Source organism: Micromonospora sp. NBRC 101691 (assembly GCF_030269285.1).
In the GTDB taxonomy this organism is placed as follows: Bacteria; Actinomycetota; Actinomycetes; order Mycobacteriales; family Micromonosporaceae; genus Micromonospora; species Micromonospora echinospora.
In genome coordinates this window covers 183,369-200,928 of sequence record NZ_BSTB01000012.1, presented here as the reverse complement: position 1 = coordinate 200,928, position 17,560 = coordinate 183,369, and the positions used below count along the sequence as shown (strand labels likewise).

General features: G+C 70.6%; 14 protein-coding genes. 8 read left to right on the top strand and 6 right to left on the bottom strand.

Annotation, left to right across the window (positions count from 1 at the left end):
- Nucleotides 1-8: 8 nt before the first annotated feature.
- Nucleotides 9-6,179, top strand: a complete 6,171-nt coding sequence (locus QSK20_RS19655) for a S8 family serine peptidase (RefSeq protein ID WP_285790054.1) — start codon at nucleotides 9-11, stop codon at nucleotides 6,177-6,179.
- 136 nt (nucleotides 6,180-6,315) lie between these two features.
- Here QSK20_RS19655 and QSK20_RS19650 read toward each other — a convergent pair whose 3' ends face one another.
- Nucleotides 6,316-6,771 (bottom strand): VOC family protein, encoded by a 456-nt coding sequence (locus QSK20_RS19650; protein ID WP_285790053.1) that lies wholly within the window; start codon nucleotides 6,769-6,771, stop codon nucleotides 6,316-6,318.
- 277 nt (nucleotides 6,772-7,048) lie between these two features.
- On the opposite strand from QSK20_RS19650, the gene QSK20_RS19645 reads away from it, so the two are divergent.
- Complete coding sequence (locus tag QSK20_RS19645) at nucleotides 7,049-7,609, top strand: DUF4760 domain-containing protein (RefSeq protein WP_285790052.1); 561 nt, start codon at nucleotides 7,049-7,051, stop codon at nucleotides 7,607-7,609.
- A gap of 93 nt (nucleotides 7,610-7,702) precedes the next feature.
- On the opposite strand, the gene QSK20_RS19640 is transcribed toward QSK20_RS19645, so the two are convergent.
- Together QSK20_RS19640 and QSK20_RS19635 are read right to left on the bottom strand one after the other, a co-directional pair.
- Entirely contained in the window at nucleotides 7,703-8,674 is a 972-nt protein-coding gene (locus tag QSK20_RS19640) for an arsenic resistance protein (RefSeq protein WP_285790051.1), read from the bottom strand.
- A gap of 49 nt (nucleotides 8,675-8,723) precedes the next feature.
- Entirely contained in the window at nucleotides 8,724-9,482 is a 759-nt protein-coding gene (locus QSK20_RS19635; protein WP_285790079.1) for a MerR family transcriptional regulator, read from the bottom strand.
- A 444-nt stretch (nucleotides 9,483-9,926) separates the two neighbouring features.
- Between QSK20_RS19635 and QSK20_RS19630 the strand changes: the two genes are divergently transcribed.
- From QSK20_RS19630 to QSK20_RS19620, 3 genes are read left to right on the top strand one after another with little or no spacing between them, the layout of a single operon-like run.
- Nucleotides 9,927-10,115 (top strand): hypothetical protein, encoded by a 189-nt coding sequence (locus QSK20_RS19630; protein WP_285790050.1) that lies wholly within the window; start codon nucleotides 9,927-9,929, stop codon nucleotides 10,113-10,115.
- On the top strand, nucleotides 10,115-10,843 hold the full coding sequence (locus QSK20_RS19625) for a cation efflux transmembrane domain-containing protein (RefSeq protein ID WP_285790049.1): 729 nt from the start codon (nucleotides 10,115-10,117) through the stop codon (nucleotides 10,841-10,843). Before QSK20_RS19630 ends, QSK20_RS19625 begins: the two co-directional genes overlap by 1 nt.
- The gene (locus tag QSK20_RS19620) at nucleotides 10,843-11,478 is read left to right on the top strand and encodes a methyltransferase family protein (RefSeq protein ID WP_285790048.1); all 636 of its coding nucleotides are present in this window, start codon (nucleotides 10,843-10,845) and stop codon (nucleotides 11,476-11,478) included. Before QSK20_RS19625 ends, QSK20_RS19620 begins: the two co-directional genes overlap by 1 nt.
- A 61-nt stretch (nucleotides 11,479-11,539) precedes the next feature.
- Here QSK20_RS19620 and QSK20_RS19615 read toward each other — a convergent pair whose 3' ends face one another.
- On the bottom strand, nucleotides 11,540-12,139 hold the full coding sequence (locus QSK20_RS19615; RefSeq protein ID WP_285790047.1) for a TetR/AcrR family transcriptional regulator: 600 nt from the start codon (nucleotides 12,137-12,139) through the stop codon (nucleotides 11,540-11,542).
- 94 nt (nucleotides 12,140-12,233) lie between these two features.
- Between QSK20_RS19615 and QSK20_RS19610 the strand changes: the two genes are divergently transcribed.
- Nucleotides 12,234-13,163: an NmrA family NAD(P)-binding protein gene (locus tag QSK20_RS19610; protein WP_285790046.1), complete on the top strand. Its 930-nt coding sequence runs from the start codon at nucleotides 12,234-12,236 to the stop codon at nucleotides 13,161-13,163.
- A gap of 13 nt (nucleotides 13,164-13,176) precedes the next feature.
- Here QSK20_RS19610 and QSK20_RS19605 read toward each other — a convergent pair whose 3' ends face one another.
- Nucleotides 13,177-13,761, bottom strand: coding sequence for an enoyl-CoA hydratase/isomerase family protein (locus tag QSK20_RS19605; RefSeq protein ID WP_285790045.1), 585 nt, complete (start codon nucleotides 13,759-13,761; stop codon nucleotides 13,177-13,179).
- A gap of 136 nt (nucleotides 13,762-13,897) precedes the next feature.
- Between QSK20_RS19605 and QSK20_RS19600 the strand changes: the two genes are divergently transcribed.
- Nucleotides 13,898-15,379, top strand: a complete 1,482-nt coding sequence (locus QSK20_RS19600; protein WP_285790044.1) for a fibronectin type III domain-containing protein — start codon at nucleotides 13,898-13,900, stop codon at nucleotides 15,377-15,379.
- 505 nt (nucleotides 15,380-15,884) lie between these two features.
- Nucleotides 15,885-16,922 carry an extracellular catalytic domain type 2 short-chain-length polyhydroxyalkanoate depolymerase gene (locus tag QSK20_RS19595; protein ID WP_285790043.1) on the top strand — a complete coding sequence of 346 codons (1,038 nt, stop codon included), beginning with the start codon at nucleotides 15,885-15,887 and terminating at the stop codon, nucleotides 16,920-16,922.
- Nucleotides 16,923-16,998: 76 nt separating this feature from the next.
- Here the strand turns inward: QSK20_RS19595 and QSK20_RS19590 are convergent, their stop codons facing one another.
- A complete protein-coding gene (locus tag QSK20_RS19590; protein ID WP_285790042.1) occupies nucleotides 16,999-17,319 on the bottom strand; it encodes an asparaginase domain-containing protein in 321 nt (106 codons plus the stop codon).
- Between the last annotated feature and the right edge of the window lie 241 nt (nucleotides 17,320-17,560).

Below are 17,560 nucleotides of genomic sequence, written 5' to 3'. Positions count from 1 at the left end.
ACTCCCACATGAGACTCAAAGCCCTCCTAGCTTCGCTGGCCGTGACGGTCGGCCTGAGCATGATCCCGCCACCTCCGGCGTCGGCTGCTGCGCCGGAACCAGGTGAGCCCGTCAGCAAGATCGCGTCGGACCTCAAGGACCGCTTCCGTACGGAGCCGGTCTCCGACTTCTGGATCACGTTCGACACCAGGGCCGACCTCGCGCCGGCCAAGAAGATCGCCGACTGGACCGCTCGCGGTCAGTTCGTCTACGACGCGCTGACCGCAGCGGCGAAGGACTCCCTGGCGTCCGTCTCCACCGAACTCGACGGAGCAGGCGTCAAGTACACCTCCTACCCGATCGCCAACGCCGTGCTCGTCAAGGGCGGTACCCAGAACCTCGCCCTCGACGTGGCCTCGGTGGTGCAGGTCGCCGAGATCCACGCGACGCCGCAGGTCGCGCTGGTCGAGCCCGTGGACGAGAAGAAGCCGGCTGACCAGGCCGTCCGCCCCGCCGCCGAGGCGGGCACCACCTCGTGGGGTCTGGACGCCATTCACGCTCCGGCGGCCTGGGCCAGGGGCGCCACGGGTGCGGGCATCACCGTGTCCAACATCGACTCCGGCGTCCAGTTCGACCATCCGGCGCTGGTCGGCTCCTACCGCGGCAACAGGGGCGACGGCACGTTCGCCCACGACTACAACTGGATGGCCACCCGGGGCGCGTGCGTGGCCGTGCCGTGCGACGACGACGGGCACGGCACGCACACCATGGGCACCATGGTCGGCGACGACGGCACCAACCACGTCGGCGTCGCCCCGGACGCGCGGTGGATCGCGACGGACGGGTGCTGCGCGGACGACGGCCCCGAGTCGCTGCTCGAGTCCGGCTGGTGGCTGCTCGCCCCGACCGACGTCCACGGGAACAACCCGGACGTCTCGAAGCGCCCCCACGTCATCAACAACTCCTGGGGACAGGGCGCGGAGCACAACTTCAACGACTTCTTCCGGGCCATCGACGAGGCCTGGAGCGCCGCGGGCATCTTCAGCGTCTGGTCGGCGGGCAACACCACGCCGTACGCGGCCTGCGACACCGTCTCCTCGCCCGGCTCCGCCGAGAGTGCGTACTCCGTCGGCGCCTACGCCTCGAACGGCACGCTCGGGTCGTTCTCCCGCAAGGGCGAGGGTGAGGGCGGCCGGATCAAGCCCGAGATCTCCGCCCCGGGCGTGGGCGTCCGATCGTCCTACCCGAACAACAGCTACACCGAGATGTCCGGCACGTCGATGGCGGCTCCCCACGTCGCCGGCGCCGTGGCGGCGCTGTGGAGCTACGACCCGACCCTGGTCGGGCAGGTCGAGCAGACCCGCCGCCTGCTCGCCGAGTCGGCCGTCGACGTCGACGACACCGAGTGCGGCGGCACGGCCGCCTTCAACAACAAGTTCGGCGAGGGTCGGCTCGACCTCGTCCGCCTGCTCGACCTCGCGCCGCGCCAGGGCGGCACCCTGACCGGTGTCGTGACTGCCAACGGCGCCCCGGTCCCCGCTGCCGAGGTGACGATCAGCGGCCCGTTCAGCCGGTCGATCGGGACGGACAAGGACGGCCGGTTCTCGATGAACCTCCCGGTCGGCGACTACCAGATCAGCACCAGGGTCTTCGGCTACCTGACCGCGACCGCGAGCGCCACGATCACCCAGGGCCGGAACACCTCGCTCACGGTTCCCCTCACCGCCGCGACGCGCCACGACATCAGCGGCAGGGTCGTCGACGACAAGAAGAAGCCCGTCCCGAACGCCGACGTCTCCGTCAAGGACACGCCGCTGGCCGCGGTACGCACGGATGCCAACGGCGCGTTCCGGATCGCCGCCGTCCCCGAGGGCGGGTACGCGCTGAACGTCAAGCCGAACGCCTGCTTCTCGCCCACCACCGTCCCGCTGACCGTCGGCGCGCAGAACGAGTCGCCCGAGATCCCGGTCGCGCTCGTCCGCGACGAGGGCGGCTACACCTGCTCCGTCTCCGAGGGCGAGTACCTGCGCGGCACGGACCCGGTGGCGTTCCCGAGCGGCGTCTGGGCCACGGTGAAGCTGCCGTTCCCGGTCGCGCTCTACAACGGGAGCCACGACACGCTGAGTATCAGCCGACGCGGCGTGATCTCCCCGGACGACTCCACCGGTCCCGGCACCGGCGGTGCCGGCGCCTTCCCGTTCTACGTCCAGACCCCCGTCCAGACCACGGACGGTGGTGGCGTCTACACGGCGGCGACCAAGGTCAACGGCGAGGACGCCTTCGTCGTCGAGTTCCGCGACGTCCGGGTCTGGGCCTACCCGATCCGGTCGGAGTACACGGAGCCGGTCAGCTTCTCGGCCACCTTCACCCGCTCCGGCACCGTGATCTTCGGGTACGGCGACGGCATCGGCACCGACGACCCGGTGACCGCCGGCGCCCGCGCCATCACCGGCATCCAGGGCTGGGCCGGCGTCGACGGCATCCGGTTCTCCGAACACGCGCCGGTGCTGCGCGACGGGATGATCGTCACCTACGACCTGCCTGACTTCGGGTACCTCGACGCGACCGTCGTCGACCAGAACGACGGGCTGCCGGTGGCCGGGGCCAAGGTCTCGTTCACGAACAGGAACGGGCTCGTCGAGGCCGTCACGACCGGTGGGACGGGCATCGTGCATCGCCAGCTTCCGGTCGGCGACTACACGATGACGGTCGACGCGCCGAACTACACGAGCGCGGCATACCCCTTCTCCCTCGACAAGCTCTACGCGAAGGCCACGATCGACGCGCGTCTGACCACCGGTGTCGCCGGCCTGAAGGCCGACGGCCTCGACGCGGTGCTGGGCACCGACCAGAAGGGCGTCGGCACGTTGACGCTGACCAACACCGGCTCGGCGCCGCTGCAGTACGACCTGGGCGAGGCGGGGCGCCACCCGGAGCTGGACGCGACCGGGCCCACCGAGCGGACCGGGACGGGAGCCGACAGCACCATCGACCTCACCGCCTGGAACAAGACGTCGACGGGCATGAAGCCGTCAGCTATCGACGGCAAGAGCACCAAGGTCGATGCCGCTGCGGCGCGAGCCGCCGACAAGATCGGCACGACCTCCGGCGGGGACGTCATCACCCGGATCGCCATTCCGGGCAAGCTCGACGAGAAGGAGCCCGCCGGCGTCGGATACGACGGCGACGTCTGGGTCCACGACTACGACGCCAGGACCAACACCGCCTACACGGTGACCGGCAAGCCGACCGGCAAGGTCTTCGACGCCTCGTGGAACCCCGCCTACCGCGCCTTCGACCTGGAGCTCGACACCCGGACCGGCGACATGTGCCAGATCGAGGACAGCCCGCGCTCGGTGATCCACTGCTTCGACCGGGAGACCGGCAAGGCGACGAGGGTCATCAAGGGCACATGGTCCACGGTGCAGCTGACCGGGCTCGCCTACAACCCGACGCTCGACGTCTTCTACGTGGGCGGCCGCCAGAACGGCTCCATCGGGACCGTCGCCGGCACCTCGTGGCAGAACCCGGGTGAGTTCCTCTCCTACTGCGCCGCGCCCAAGCCCGAGGTGATGGGGCTGGCGTACAACCCCGCGTCGAACACTCTCTGGTACAGCGACCTCGCCAGCAGCGGGCCGACCCGGCTGATCCAGGTCAACCCCAGCACCTGTCAGCTCGTCAACGCGTGGTGGTTCCCGGGCATGCAGTCGCGCCAGGGCGGCGGCCTCGCGACCGACGTGACCGGCGCGCTCTGGGCCGTGGACCAGATCGCCGACGACGTCGTGCTCGTCGACGTCGAGGACGACCTGCTCACCGACCTGCCGTGGCTGTCGCTCTCCTCGACCGGCGGCACCCTTGCGCCGGGGGAGTCGACGACCGTCAAGGTCTCGGTCTCCTCGAAGGACGCCAAGTCGGGCGTTCTCGCCGCGAACATCGTGGTGCGGTCCGACTCCGGCCGCCAGTCCAAGACCTACGTTCCGGTGACGCTCACGACCACGAAGTACCAGGTCGGCGTCAACGCCGGCGGCCCTTCGTTCACCGACGGCTCCGGCTACACCTGGTCCGCCGACCAGGCCTCCGGCGACGGGGCGTGGGGCTACGAGGGGAAGACGAAGGTCACCTCCACGCAGGCCGGAATCGACGGCACCACGGACGACAAGCTGTTCCAGTCGCAGCGCACCACGCCGGCCAAGGACCTGACCTACACGTTCCCCGACGCGCCCAAGGGCACCTACATGATCGATCTCGGGTTCGCCGAGATCGAGAAGGTGGCCAAGGGGAAGCGGGTGTTCGACGTCCTCGTGAACGGCTCGCTGACGGAGTACGCGTACGACGCGGTCGCGGCCAGGGGGCCGAACGCCGCCGACTGGCGCGCCGCCGTCGTGAAGCACGAGGGCGGTCCGCTGACCGTGGAGCTGCGGGGTTCGAGGGGCCTGCGCGCCCCGAGCATCGCCGCGCTGCGCGTGACGCTCGACCCGCGCGCAGACCAGGTTGAGCAGGAGCCCGTGCCCGAGCCGCCGGATCCGGGCGAGGTGCCGGTGGCTCCCGCCGGTCGCTCGTACTCGTCGAAGGTGACCAGCGGGCTCTACCGCCAGGGCACCGAGAACTCCGGGTGGGTCGGCGACGACTTCTGCGGCGTGCTGTGGTTCGACTCCAGCTTCCGCTTCCCGTTCTACGACACGTCCTGGGACGGCGTGTGCGTGGGAACCAACGGCTCGTTGGTCTTCGACCGTGCCAGCACGCTGGGGAACAACACGGAACTGCCGTCGCGGAGTCCGATCGACGCGATCCGCCCGCTCTGGGACGACCTCATCGTCGACGCAGAGGGAGGCATCTACCTGGGCACGACCGAGGTGGACGGGCTGAAGGCGCAGGTCGTCGAGTGGCGCAACGTCACCTTCTACAGTGACCAGACAGCCCGCGTGAGCTTCTCGGTCACCCTGGTCGCGGACGGACGGATCCAGATCGGGTACGGCGACGGGATCGGTGGCGAGAAGCCCGTGACCCGCGGGTCGTCGGCCACGGTCGGCGTGGAGAGCCTCACGCGCAACCCCGCGAGCCAGCACTCCTTCAACCAGCCCGTCCTCACGGCCGGCCTGGGGCTGGAGTACGTCCTCCCGGCGGCGGGCACGATCGAGGGCACGGTCACCGACGCGAACGACAGCAAGCCGATCGCGGGTGCGATCGTCACGCTGAAGTCGCCGGCCGGCGACCGGGTCATCACGGCCGACGCCGCAGGCCGCTGGAAGGCGCAGGCGTTGGTCGGCGAGAACACCGTGGAGGTCTGGGCGCCGAACTACGTCACGGCCAGCCGCCCGGTCACCATCGCCAAGAAGGACCAGGCCGAGGTGGTCGACTCCGCGCTCACCACGGGCATCGCGACCATCACCGGAGCCGCCTTCGACTGGTTCCTCAGCCCCGACCGGACGGCGAGCGCCGACGTGACCGTGACCAACACCGGCTCCGCGCCACTACAGGTCCAACTCAGCGAGCAACGCCGCACCAACGGCGGACACGAGGCTGCCGACCTTCCGTGGCTGAAGCTGGCGGGTGAGGCCGCGACCGGCACGGTCGAGCTCGCGGTCGGTGAGTCCACCACGGTCACGGCGACCGTCGACAACACCGGGGTCCAACCCGGCGTACTCGTCGGTGATGTGCTCGTGGCGTCGAACGCTGCCAAGGGCGGGGCCCAGTACACGCCGGTCCGTCTGGCGACCTCGGCCTACTGGAAGGGCGTCGACGTGGGCGGGTCCGGGCACGTCGGTGCCGACGGCTTCGTCTGGTCGCCCGACCAGGCGCTGGGCTCGGGAGCATGGGGGTACGTCGGAGGCGTCGTGCGCGCCACCAGGGCGGACATCGCCGGCACCGAGGACGACGCGTTGTTCCGCGCCCAGCGGACCGGGAAGACGTTCGCCTACGTGTTCAAGGACGCGCCCGCCGGCACGTACCGGATCGGCCTCGACTTCGCGGAGATCGAGAAGGTCAAGGCCGGCATGCGTACCTTCGATGTCGTGGTCGACGGCAAGGCCGTGCTCCACGACCACGACGTGCAGGCGAGGGCGGGTGCGCTGACCGCGGACGTCAACACCGTCACCGTCGAACACGCCGGTGGCGATCTGAAAATCGAGTTCCGTAGCGAGATCGGCGAGCGCGGCCCGATCCTCAACGCGCTGAAGGTCCAGGAGGACCCGCGCCGGTGAGATAGCCGAACCGGTCCGTCAGCAATGGTCAGAGCCTCCTCGGAGAAGGAATTCCGAGGAGGCTCTGACCGCGACTACCGAGTATGCGGCTTTGACACCGGAACCTCCGGGCTGAACACCGGATTGCTCGTGAGGCTCAGCCGATGCGCTCGGCCAGCGAGACGATGATCCCTTCCGGCCCCCGGACGTAAGCCATCCGCCAGGCACCCTCGTACTCGCCGACGCCACCGACCAGTCCGTAGCCCTCGCCAGCTGCCCAGTCGACAGCGGACTGCAAGTCGTTGACCTCGAAGGACACGTTGCGCAATCCCAGCTCGTTCGCCATGGCGGCCGGCGAGCCCGGCACGGAATCCGGCCGCACGAATCTCGCGAGCTCCAGGCGGGCGCCATCCCCGGGCGACTTCAGCATGACGATCTCGGTGCGGGAGTCGGGAATGCCGCAGACCGTATCCAGGAACTCGCCCTCGACGAACGTCCTGCCCTCGACCTCCAGGCCGAGCGCCACGAAGAAGGCGGTCACCGCATCGAGATCTGCGACCGTGATGCCGACGTGGTCGAAGCGTCGTACATGCGACATGAACCGTGCTCCCATCGTATTGATCGTTCGTCTGGCACGGTGGACGCTCCCGGTGCCGGGCCGGCCGGGGACGGTCGTAACCGCGTGGATGTCCCGCAGCTTGTCACGGGGGAGCGCCGAAGGGTCGGCCGGCTCGCCGGCCCCACCCGACGTGGCTCCTTCAGCGCATGCCGTTGATGGTGCGGTAGCGGCGACGCCGGCCAGCCCGAAGATCGGCAAGCGGGGAGTCGGCATCCATCGACCGCGATCTTCGCGGTGTGCGACGTTGCCCGGACCCCGTAGTGTGGACGGCGTGGACTCGGAAGTCGTTGTCAACATAGCGGCAATCGCCATCTCGGCCACGTCGCTGGCTGTTTCTGGGGTTCTCGCCATCCGGCAGAACAGGACGGCGTCTGCCGGGTATTCTCTGCCGGTCGTCCTAGAGATCTTCAGCCAGTTTCGTACGCCGGAGTTCTACGAGGCCCGGCGATATGTCTATGATGACCTGAACAAGGATTTCGAGCAGCCTGTCGCCTATTCCGAACTGCCTTCCGACGTTCTGGCCAAGGTGCGGATCGTGGCCGGCCGGTACGATGATCTCGGCAAGCTCGTGGCTCACGGAGTCGTGGACGAGGAGCTGATCATCGGAGCCAACGGACCTGGCATCCGCAAAGTCTGGAAATGCGTCGCCCCGTTCATCTACGAAGAGCGCAGGACGCGAGACGTCATGACCGGCGTCTACCTGGAAGACCTCGCGCACCGGGCCTCCCGAAATCCGCCACAAAAGATCTACGCGAAACTCGGGCTTCGGTACGCCAGGACGCAGGAGAGTGGAGAGGCGTCTCGATCACTCGCGTCCCGACTCGGCATTTAGGGACAACGAGGAGCTGCACCAACGCGTCATGCGGCTCGTCGTCGTTACGGCGTCGTGGCCGAGGACCCGCGGTGGAGTCGACGTGGGGCGTCGTCAGCGGGCGGGTAGCAGCCGAGGTACCGCTCGGACGTAGATCACCATGCCGACGACCTCGATGAGTGTCTGGGTGACGATCACCACTGCGGCGATGGCCAGGGTGTCGGGTAGCGCGAGGGCCAGGGGCAGGACGACCAGGGAGTTGCGGGTCGCGCCGGTGAACACGATCGCTCTGCCCTCGGGGACCCGCAGGCGGAACAGCCGGGCGACACCGAGCCCGGCGAAGGCCATCACGATCAGGAAGAGGACGTAGAACGGCACGACGCGGACCACGTCGGCGAGGCCGTCGCCCAGCTTGGGAACCTGGGACGCCACCACGGTGAGCAGCGTCGCCGCCATCAGCGGCACCATCGCGGTCCCCACCGTGTCGGCTGTTCTCCGCCCAACCGGGCGGCGGGCCGCCCACGCCTGAGTGAGCCAGGCCAGGGCCAGCGGAATGACGATCAGCACGACGAACGCCTCGACGAACGGGCCAGCCTCGACCACGTCGGCCAGATCAGGTCCCAGGAACAGAAACAGGAGACCGGGCAGCAGCGCCATCTGTGCGAGCAGCAGCAGCGGTGTCGCGGCGAGGAGTCGCTGGCTGCTACCGCCGGCCAGTCCACTGAAGACGATGACATAGTCCACGCACGGGGCCAGCAGTACGAGCAGCACGCCCAGCCGTACCGCTCGGTCGTCCGGGAGGAAGCCGAACATCGCCGCGACCACCACCGGCACGACGACGAAGTTGACCACCAGTGCCGCGACCAGGAAACGGCCTGCGCGCAGCGAGCGGACCAGCTCGGCGGCGGGCACCTGGAGGAACGTCACGTACAGCAGGGCGGCGAGCACCGGATTGATGGCGTGCTCCAGCACCGGCCCCGCAGCAGGAGCAGCCCAGCCCACCAGGGCCCCGGCGGCCAGCGCTCCCACGTAGACCGGGACCTGGCGGCGTTCCATCCATGCGACCAGGCCAGACGAATGCGACAACGGTGCTCCCTTGCGAAGGTGGTGACAGACCGGCGCGCCGGTCAGGCGGTCAGGCGGCTACCGGCCCGAACAGCCCGGCGAGCAACCCCGCGCCGTCGGCCGGGGCCCGGACCTCCAGCCGCAGCACCGGACCGTCGAGGTGGAGGCGGAAGTCGAAGAACGGGCAGCACTGCTGCTCGGCGGCAGCCAGCGCGGCGACAGCTCCGGTCCGCTCGGCGGGCAGTGCCAGGCGCACGCCGCCGTCGATCGTCTCGCGGTCGGCCCCGGCCAGCAGGCCGTGCCACTGCTCCGTACGGTCAGCGCCGTCCTCACCGGTGAGGGAACAGGCCACCGGCACGGCACGCCACCGCTCGGCGCCAGCCCCGGCCGCGACCGGACCGGGAGCAGCCAGTGGTGCCGGGACGATGCGGTCGGAAGCAAGGAAGGCGCAGCCCGGATCGCAGCGGCTGTCACGATCCGGCAGTGCGTCCAGGTGTTCCAGCGCCCGGTGCAACGTGGCGATGAAGGCGGCCAGCTCCGCCGTGCGTCGTTCGGCGTCCCCCAGCCGGACGGCGATCCGGGGCCGCAGGTCGGCCTTCACCTCCCGGCAGGCACCCGACTGCCACACCCCGAGCAGCTCGGCGATCTCGTCCAGTGGCAGCCCCAGGCCCTTGGCCGCACCGATGAACGCCAACCGCTGCACCGTCTCCTCACCGTAGAGGCGGTACCCGGTATTGCTGCGCTGCGGCGACAGCAGCCCCACGGTCTCGTAGAACCGCAGGGTAGTGGCCGGAACACCGGAAAGCTCGACGAGCCGGGAGATCCGCATTGTGCTCACACCGGAACGGTAGACCCTCGACCCGGCTCGAAGGTCAAGGCGAGGTCGAGGTCTTACGCAGAGCAACGGACGGCTGTGAGAGCGCCCATCTTCCGCCGGTCGAACCAGGCAGGGGCGGCGTCGCCCGAACGGGTGCCGCCGCTGTCGCCTGGGCCGACGTGCAACTGCGCCGTCAGCCCCGCCACGTGACGGTCCGAGTCTGCCCGGCGCAGGCGAGCGGGCGAATCTGGCGAGCCGGCTTGCCCGCGTTCGCCTTCGCCTTGGCGCTGGTCACCGCCGGCCGGGGACGGGCCGCGTTCGCACCACCCGGGGCTCCGCTCCGTGCCTGATCCGACGGCGAGGACACCGTGCGCGCTCTACTGTCGGCGCGGGTTTCGCGTTTGCGCTACGGGCGGGGCGTCGATTAGTACATCATGGGATGTACTATCGGACGGCGTGGAGACGTTGACGTACGGGCAGGTGCTGGCCCGCTTCGGCCTGGTCGTCGCCGTACCGGAGGGCCGCCGCACCCGGTACGGACTGGCCGACGCGCGGCTGGCCCACGCCCTCGGGGACCTCCTCGGCCTCGTGCTGGCGGTCGACCCGGTCGCGTGCCCGGACTCCGACGAGAAGGGCTGCTGCTGATGAACCTGCCCCTGATCGACCTGACACCGACCGGGCCGTCACCGGCACGACGCCAGGTGCTCGCCCGCCGGGTGCGGCTGCTGGTTGCCGCGACGATCACCTACAACGTCATCGAGGCAATCGTGGCGATCACCGCCGGCACGATCGCGTCCTCGACCGCGCTGATCGGCTTCGGCCTGGACTCGATCATCGAGGTGTCCTCAGCGGCGGCGGTGGCGTGGCAGTTCGCCGGCCGCGACCCGGAAGCTCGGGAGAAGGTGGCGCTACGCGTCATCGCGGTCTCGTTCTTCGCCCTCGCCGCCTACGTCACCGTCGAGTCGGTGCGCGCCCTGGTCGACGGCGCCGAGGCGGAACACTCCAGCGTCGGTCTGGTACTGGCCGCCCTGTCCCTGGCGATCATGCCGGGACTGTCGTACGCGCAGCGCCGCGCCGGCCGGGAACTCGGGTCCCGCTCGGCGGTGGCGGACTCCAAGCAGACCCTGCTCTGCACCTACCTGTCCGCCGTGCTCCTGGTGGGGCTGGCGGTCAACAGCCTGTTCGGCTGGTCCTGGGCCGACCCGGTCGCCGCACTGGTCATCGCCGCCGTCGCCGTCAAGGAAGGCCGAGAGGCGTGGCGGGGCGACACCTGCTGCGCCCCGAATGCCGCCCTGATCGCCCCGGCCGGCGGCACGCCCGCCGACGGTTGCAACGACGGCTGCTGCGACACGACGACGGACGGACCGCGCTGATGGCCGCGACCGCCCTGGTGATCTACCTGCTCGGCCTGGCGCTGGCCGTCGGGTGGCGCAGCGTCGTGCAGTGGCGCCGCACCGGCGACACGGGCCTGCGCCTCGACGCCGGACCGGCGGGCACCGTCAGGTGGTGGGCGAAGCTGCTGTTCGTCGCCGCGCTGCTGCTCGGCGCGGCCGGACCGGTCGCCGGCCTCGCCGGCCTGCCCCCGGCCGGTGTGCTCGACCATCCCGCGATCCGGGTGGCGGGGCTGCTCCTCGCCGTGGCCGGAGTGCTGGCCACCCTGGTCTCGCAACTGCACATGGGTACCTCATGGCGCGTTGGCGTCGACCCCGGTGAGCGCACCGCCCTGGTCACCACCGGCGTGTTCGCCGTGGCCCGGAACCCGATTTTCACCGCGATGACCGCCACCAGCCTCGGCATCACCCTGGTGGCACCCAACGCGATCGCGCTGGCCGCCACCGTGGTCCTCGTGGCCTCGATCCAGCTACAAGTCCGTGCGGTCGAGGAGCCGTACCTGCTGCAGGCGCACGGCGCGACCTACAGCTCCTACGCCACCAGAGTCGGCCGGTTCCTGCCCGCTGTCGGCCGCCTTTCCACCCCACCGGCTGGAGTTGCCCCGCGGACGCATTGACGAATCGTCACCGGATCCCGTCGATCAACTGCCGCCTGAGCTACGGCTTACGATCGGGCCCTTACCCCGAGGCGTGGTCAGGCCCTGGTCCCGCAAGTGGTCCGTGCTCTGTGGTCTCCTGCGGTGTCACCGTGAACCCCGTCATGGCCAGCGAGAGCAGGCGGATCGCCGTGGCACCGGGGTCGCGGTCGTTCTCGGTCGCCAGGGCGATTCCGGTGACCAGCGTCGACAGGTCGGCGAAGGTGACGCCGGACACCAGCACTCCGGCCTCGGCGGCCCGGCGAACCAGTGGCTCACCCGCCTCGGACAGTTGGTCGGACGCGCAGTAGACGCCTTCGGTGCGGCCGCGGTTCAGCGCCTCGGCCAGGCCCCGGATCGTCGCGGCGGCCCGGGTGATCGCGATCAGGAAATCGACGAGCGCGGCGCGGGGATCCGGCTTGGTCGCCAGTTCGCCGGCGTGGGCGCAGAGGGCGTCGATGCGCTCCCGGAAGACGGCTTCGAGCAGGGCGTGCCGGGTCGGGAAGTGGCGGCGGACCGTGCCGGAGCCCACCCCGGCGGTCCGGGCGATCTGCTCCAGCGACGCGTCGGCCCCGTGTTCGGCCACCGCCTCCGCTGCCACCGCGAGCAGTAGTTCGTAGTTCCGGCGGGCGTCCGCTCGCATGTCTCACCTCGGCGTTGCTAAGCGGCGGGGTCCGCCGTATCTTAGCAAGCGCAAACGGCGGCCCCCGCCGTTTCCTGTGTCGAGGAGTGTGTCCATGTCAGATCGAGCACCAGTCCTGGTCACCGGCGCCACCGGTCGGCAGGGCGGGGCAACCGCCCGCGCCCTGCTCGCCGCCGGCGTCCCGGTGCGTGCCCTGGTCCGTGACCCCGCTACCGACAGGGCCGCCGCGGTCGCCGCTCTCGGCGCCGAGCTGGTCGCCGGCGATCTCCGCGACCCCGCATCGCTGGTCCCGGCGGCCCGGGGCGCCCGTGCCGTCTTCTCCATGCAGATGCCGGAGCTGCGCGGCGACACCTGGGACTTCGAGAGCGAACTCGCCCAGGGCGTCAACCTGATCGAGGCCGCGCTGGCCGCGGAGGTCCCGCAGTTCGTGCACACCTCGGTCTCCGGCGCCGGGCAGCACGAGCACGCCCCCGGCTGGGCTGACGGGCGCTGGGCCGCGATGGAGCGCGTCTATCTGCCCAAGGCCGGGATGCAGGAACGCGTCCGGGCCGCCGGCTTCGACCGGTGGACGCTGATCAAGCCGGGCTTCTTCATGGAGAACTTCCTGCCCGACCTGGCCTACCTGCTACCACGGGGCATCGCGGGCGGGCTCGCGACGGTCCTCCGGCCGCAGACCCACCTGTCGCTGGTCGCCGTCGACGACATCGGCCGGGCGGCCGCGGCGGCCTTCGCCGAGCCCGACCGCTTCCACCGCGTCGAACTCGAACTGGCCGGCGACCACCTGCCGATGACCGAGATCGCGAGGATCATCGGTGAGTCGCTCGGCATCGACGGTACCGCTCCCGACATAACCGAGGCAGAGGCGCTCGCCGCCGGCATGCCGCCCTGGGCCACCACCTCCCACGAGTTCCTGAACGTCGCCGGGCAGCCGGCCCGGCCGGAGTTCGCGCGCGCCCTCGACATCCCCCTGACCCCGTTCGCCGAGTGGGCCGACCGCCACCTGCGTCCCCTCCGTCAGGGCTGATCGCCCGGGCCGGTCAGGTAGGACTGTCGAGGAGACCTTCCAGGTCGCGTTCGCTCTCGCACGTCGGCACGCCCGCGGCGAGCTGCCGGCGAGCCGACTCCACCATGTCCTCGGTGAACATCGGGAACAGGGCGGCGTTCTCCGCCGCGTACGCCTCACGGGGAGTCGTCGGGGTGATGTTCTCGGTGGTCGCTCTGATCGCGACGACCTCCGGCCGCAGGCGGGCGACCCGGCGTGCCAGCCGGTCGACGAAGGCGTCGATCTCGTCCGCCGGGAGCGCGCGGTTGACCAGGCCGTAGCGTTCGGCCAGCTCGGCACCGACGAGTTCGCCGCCGAGGAGCAGTTCCAGGGCGCGCTCCCGGCCGAGCAGGCGGGCCATCTGGACCGTTCCGCCGCCGGCGGGAAGGATCGCCATCCGGGCCTCGGGCTGGACCTGGCCGGACCGGCCGATCGCCGCGAACCGCATGTCGAGATACATCAGGAACTCGTTGCCCGCGCCCCGGGCGAAGCCGGCGATCCTGCCGATGGTGACCTGCGGCAGGCGGCGGACCCCGGTGCTGAGGGCCTCCAGGATGTTGATGTCGTCTGGGACCGGCACGTCCGGCGCCGCGGCGATCACGGCGCGGCTACCCCTGACCAGGTGCGGAGCCGAGCGCTCCCAACGGCCAATTGACAGGCTGTCACGGCGCGGCTTCGATGAGTTCATCGACTTTCGCGGATTCGAGAGGATCTCTGTGAGCCCACCGCTCCGTCGCCGTGGCACCGTCCTGCTCGCCACCGTGCTCGGCACCCTCGCCACCACCGCACCCGCCGCCTCGGCCGGCTCCGCCGGCCCCGCCACGCCCACCGCCCTCTGGGCGAGCACGACCGGCAGCAGCATCTCGCTCACCTGGGAGCAGCCGCGCACCGGTTCCCGGGCCACCGCCTTCCGGGTGTACGAGAACGACCAGGTGGTGGCACGGACCACCACCACCGCCACCATGCTGGAGGTCCCGTTCGGCTCCACGCACACCTACACCGTCACGGCGGTCGACCGCCGGGGCCGGGAGTCGGTCCACGCCATCCCGGTCACCGGGCGGTCCTGGCAGTACGGCTACAACCCGGAGTGCATGCCCGATCCCGGGGTGCCGGTCTCGATCCGGGAGGTCACCGCCTCGGCGGTCGCCATCGCCTGGACGCGGCACCCGCTCGGCGGTGACCTGGAACTCCGCGTCGACGGCCGTAGCCTCGGCCCGGTCCCGGGGACCAGCGTCCGCGTCGGCGGCCTGGCACCGGGCGTGTCCCACCAGTTCGCCCTCTACCGCTACAGCCAGTGCCCCGGCAGCGGCGGTCCCCGCCTGACCGGCTCCATCACCGCCACCACCGCACCGGGTGACCCGGCCCGGCCGGCGGCGCCCACCGGACTCACCGTGACCGGTCGGACCGACTCCACCGTCGGCCTGTCCTGGGCCGCTCCGCCCGGCACCCCGCCGACCCGGTACGCGATCTACGACGGCGCGACGCTGGTCGCCGCCACCACCGGGACGACGGTCACGGTGGACCGGCTCTACCATGCCACCTGGCACCGGTTCACGGTCGCCGCCCTGGACGCGGTGGGCAACGAGTCCACCCACAGTGCCGCCGCCACGGTCGCCACCGAGACCTGCCTGACCGAGCCGCCCCGGCCGGTGGACCTGCGGGTCACCGGGACGTCGCCGTCCTCGGTGCGCCTCGCCTGGACCTTCGACTCCACCGCCGCCTCGTACACTGTGCTCGACGGGGACACCCCGGTCGCCACCACCCGCTACCCGGAGGTCGTCCTCACCGGACTGCCCTCTGCGTCGGCGCACGCGTACCGGGTGGTCGCGAGCCTCGCACAGGGCTGCGGTGAGAGCCCGCGCAGCCGCCGGGTCGAGGTGACCACCCCGGACGGGCCGCCCGCCCGCCCGGCGGCGCCCGCGTCCCTCGTCGTCTCCGGCAACGTCCCGGCCGTGTGGCCCTCCTCGGCGCAGGTGACCCTGACCTGGTCCCCCTCGACCGGAGGGGAGCCACCGACCGGCTACCGGTTGTACGAGGGGGCCACGGTGGTCGGCGAGACCGCCGGCAACTCGCTGACACTAGCCGTCGGTGCGGGCACCACCCACGAGTACGTCGTCGTCGCCGTCGACGCGAGCGGTAACGAGTCGGCGCCCAGCCCGCGCGTCACCGTCCGGGCCATGTACCTGCCCCCGCCGTGACTTCGCCACCAGCTCTGTATCCGAGTCGTACACCATCTCCGATGGCTCGCCAGGAGCGAACAGATGGCGTGGGACGACAGAGAACTCCTCGGCCACGAGCAGCGCAGCCCCGAAGAACATCGTGTCCGTTCACGAGTACCTCCCGCGGGCGAACACACCTGTAGTCGAGCATCCACCGCCAAGCCTGCTGACACCGCGACGCCGTCGGCGACACCGTGCTGAAACACGGCTCACCGGAGTGGTCGGCGAAGACCGGCGCGATCGGTGTGGAGTTCGTGTTGACGAAACTGATGCTGGTCCTGACTGGGGGCGAGGACAGGCAAATCAAGCCGTGGTCGGGTTCACGCTGGTCTACGAGAGTCGGGTGCCGCGAGACGCGGCCGGTGGGCTGCCCACACCGTGGCCGACGCCGAGATGTCGATCGTACGGATATGGCCTGTGTTCGATGTCACGTTAGCGTCTCCGCACGCTGGCCGTCCCACCGGCGCTTTGACGGGAGAACGTCATGAGAACACCGTGGAAAGCCCTCACCGCCCTCGTCGCCGCCGTCCTGTTGGTTCTGCCCAGCGGTGGTGTCGCCGCCCGGGCCGCCGGTGCGCCGTACACCAAGACCCCGATCTCCGGCTCGCTGCGTAGCTACCCGGTCTCCGCCGTCTACGTCGCCGGGGTCTCCTCCGGCGGGTACATGGCCACCCAGCTCCAGGTCGCCTACTCGTCGCGGATCCGGGGAGCTGCGGTCTTCGCGGCCGGCCCGTACTACTGCGCCCAGAACAACGTTGCGCAGGCGCTCTACGGCTGCGGCGACAACATCTACCCCACCAACGTGCCCGCGTTGGAGACCTACACCCGCACCTGGGCGTCGTACGGCTGGGTGGACGGCACCGGCAACCTCGCCGGCCAGCCGTCCTACGTCTACCACGGTGCCAACGACCAGGTGGTGAAGACCTCGGTGACCAACGACCTGGCCCGCTACTACCGGGACTTCGGCGCCAGCGTCCAGTACGACTCCGGCAGCGCCGCCGGCCACGCCTGGGTGACCCCGTACGGCACGGTCGGCTGCACGCAGACCGCTGCCCCGTTCCTCAACGACTGCGGCACCGACCCACAGCGCACCTTCCTCGGCAAGCTGCTCGGCTCGGTGTCCCCGCCGAACACCGGCCCGCTCGGCGGCACCCTGATCCGGTTCGGCCAGGACTCGTTCGCGGTCAACGGCTGGGCCAGTGGGCTCAGCATGGACGCCAACGGCTTCGCGTACGTGCCGAGCTCCTGCGCCGCCGGCCAGACCTGCCGCCTGCTGGTCGCCCTGCACGGCTGCGCCCAGGGCCACAGCAAGGTCGGCACCGCCTTCGTCGACCGGGCCAACCTCAACCAGTACGCCGACACCAACCGACTCATCGTCCTCTACCCGCAGGCGATCCCGACGGCGGTGAACCCGAACGGCTGCTGGGACTGGTGGGGCTACCTCGGAGCCACCAACTACCCGATCAAAGGCGGAGCCCAGATCGAAACGATCATGAACATGGTCCGTCGGCTGGACGGCTGACCCCGGCAACGCGCCGGCTCCGGTAGGCCGGAGCCGGCGCGTTGCCGGGGGAGGGGGTATCGGCAGGGCTGTCGTTTCATGCGTCGGCGAGTCGTAGGCGGTCTCTTCGATCGTGCCGGTTCCCTGGGTGACCACGACGCCGGCCGCCAGCACCTGGTTTGGCGGCGGCAGCGAGTTCGGTGAGGTCGGCGAAGGTGAGCGACGCGCCGGGGGCGGCGGCGAAATCCGTCACCTCGATCTCGATCCCGGTCGCGGCCAGCCCGGGTACGGCGTCGACGAGCTGCTGGGCGGACAGGGCCGGAGCAACGGCACCGCCGTCCGTGCGGCACATGCCGATGGTGCCACCGAGGCCGAACACCACCACCCGTGGCGCGGACGTTGTCGAGGTCGAGGACACGGAGGATCCCATCCGGCATTTCGCGGGTGGCGCGGGGAAGCCTATTACGGCAGGGAGGCGACGAAACGGCACGCGCGGTCGACGCCAAGCGCCCAAGCCGGCAACCGCTCACCGAAGGGCATAGGGCCTTGACGCCGGCGGCATAGATTGCGCTGGCAACGTACGCCGGCTGGCATGCGGCGGCGGGCGCGCCGCCGGTCGTCACTGGGCGATCATGGCGGCCGTGGCGACGCTCGTGCCC

What these genes read in the sequence shown, in the direction of transcription:
- QSK20_RS19595 (WP_285790043.1), top strand. Translation starts at nt 15,885, where the DNA reads ATGAGAACACCGTGGAAAGCCCTCACCGCCCTCGTCGCCGCCGTCCTG.
- QSK20_RS19650 (WP_285790053.1), bottom strand. Translation starts at nt 6,771, where the DNA reads ATGGGAGCACGGTTCATGTCGCATGTACGACGCTTCGACCACGTCGGC.
- QSK20_RS19620 (WP_285790048.1), top strand. Translation starts at nt 10,843, where the DNA reads ATGGCCGCGACCGCCCTGGTGATCTACCTGCTCGGCCTGGCGCTGGCC.
- QSK20_RS19655 (WP_285790054.1), top strand. Translation starts at nt 9, where the DNA reads ATGAGACTCAAAGCCCTCCTAGCTTCGCTGGCCGTGACGGTCGGCCTG.
- QSK20_RS19610 (WP_285790046.1), top strand. Translation starts at nt 12,234, where the DNA reads ATGTCAGATCGAGCACCAGTCCTGGTCACCGGCGCCACCGGTCGGCAG.
- QSK20_RS19635 (WP_285790079.1), bottom strand. Translation starts at nt 9,482, where the DNA reads ATGCGGATCTCCCGGCTCGTCGAGCTTTCCGGTGTTCCGGCCACTACC.
- QSK20_RS19615 (WP_285790047.1), bottom strand. Translation starts at nt 12,139, where the DNA reads ATGCGAGCGGACGCCCGCCGGAACTACGAACTACTGCTCGCGGTGGCA.
- QSK20_RS19625 (WP_285790049.1), top strand. Translation starts at nt 10,115, where the DNA reads ATGAACCTGCCCCTGATCGACCTGACACCGACCGGGCCGTCACCGGCA.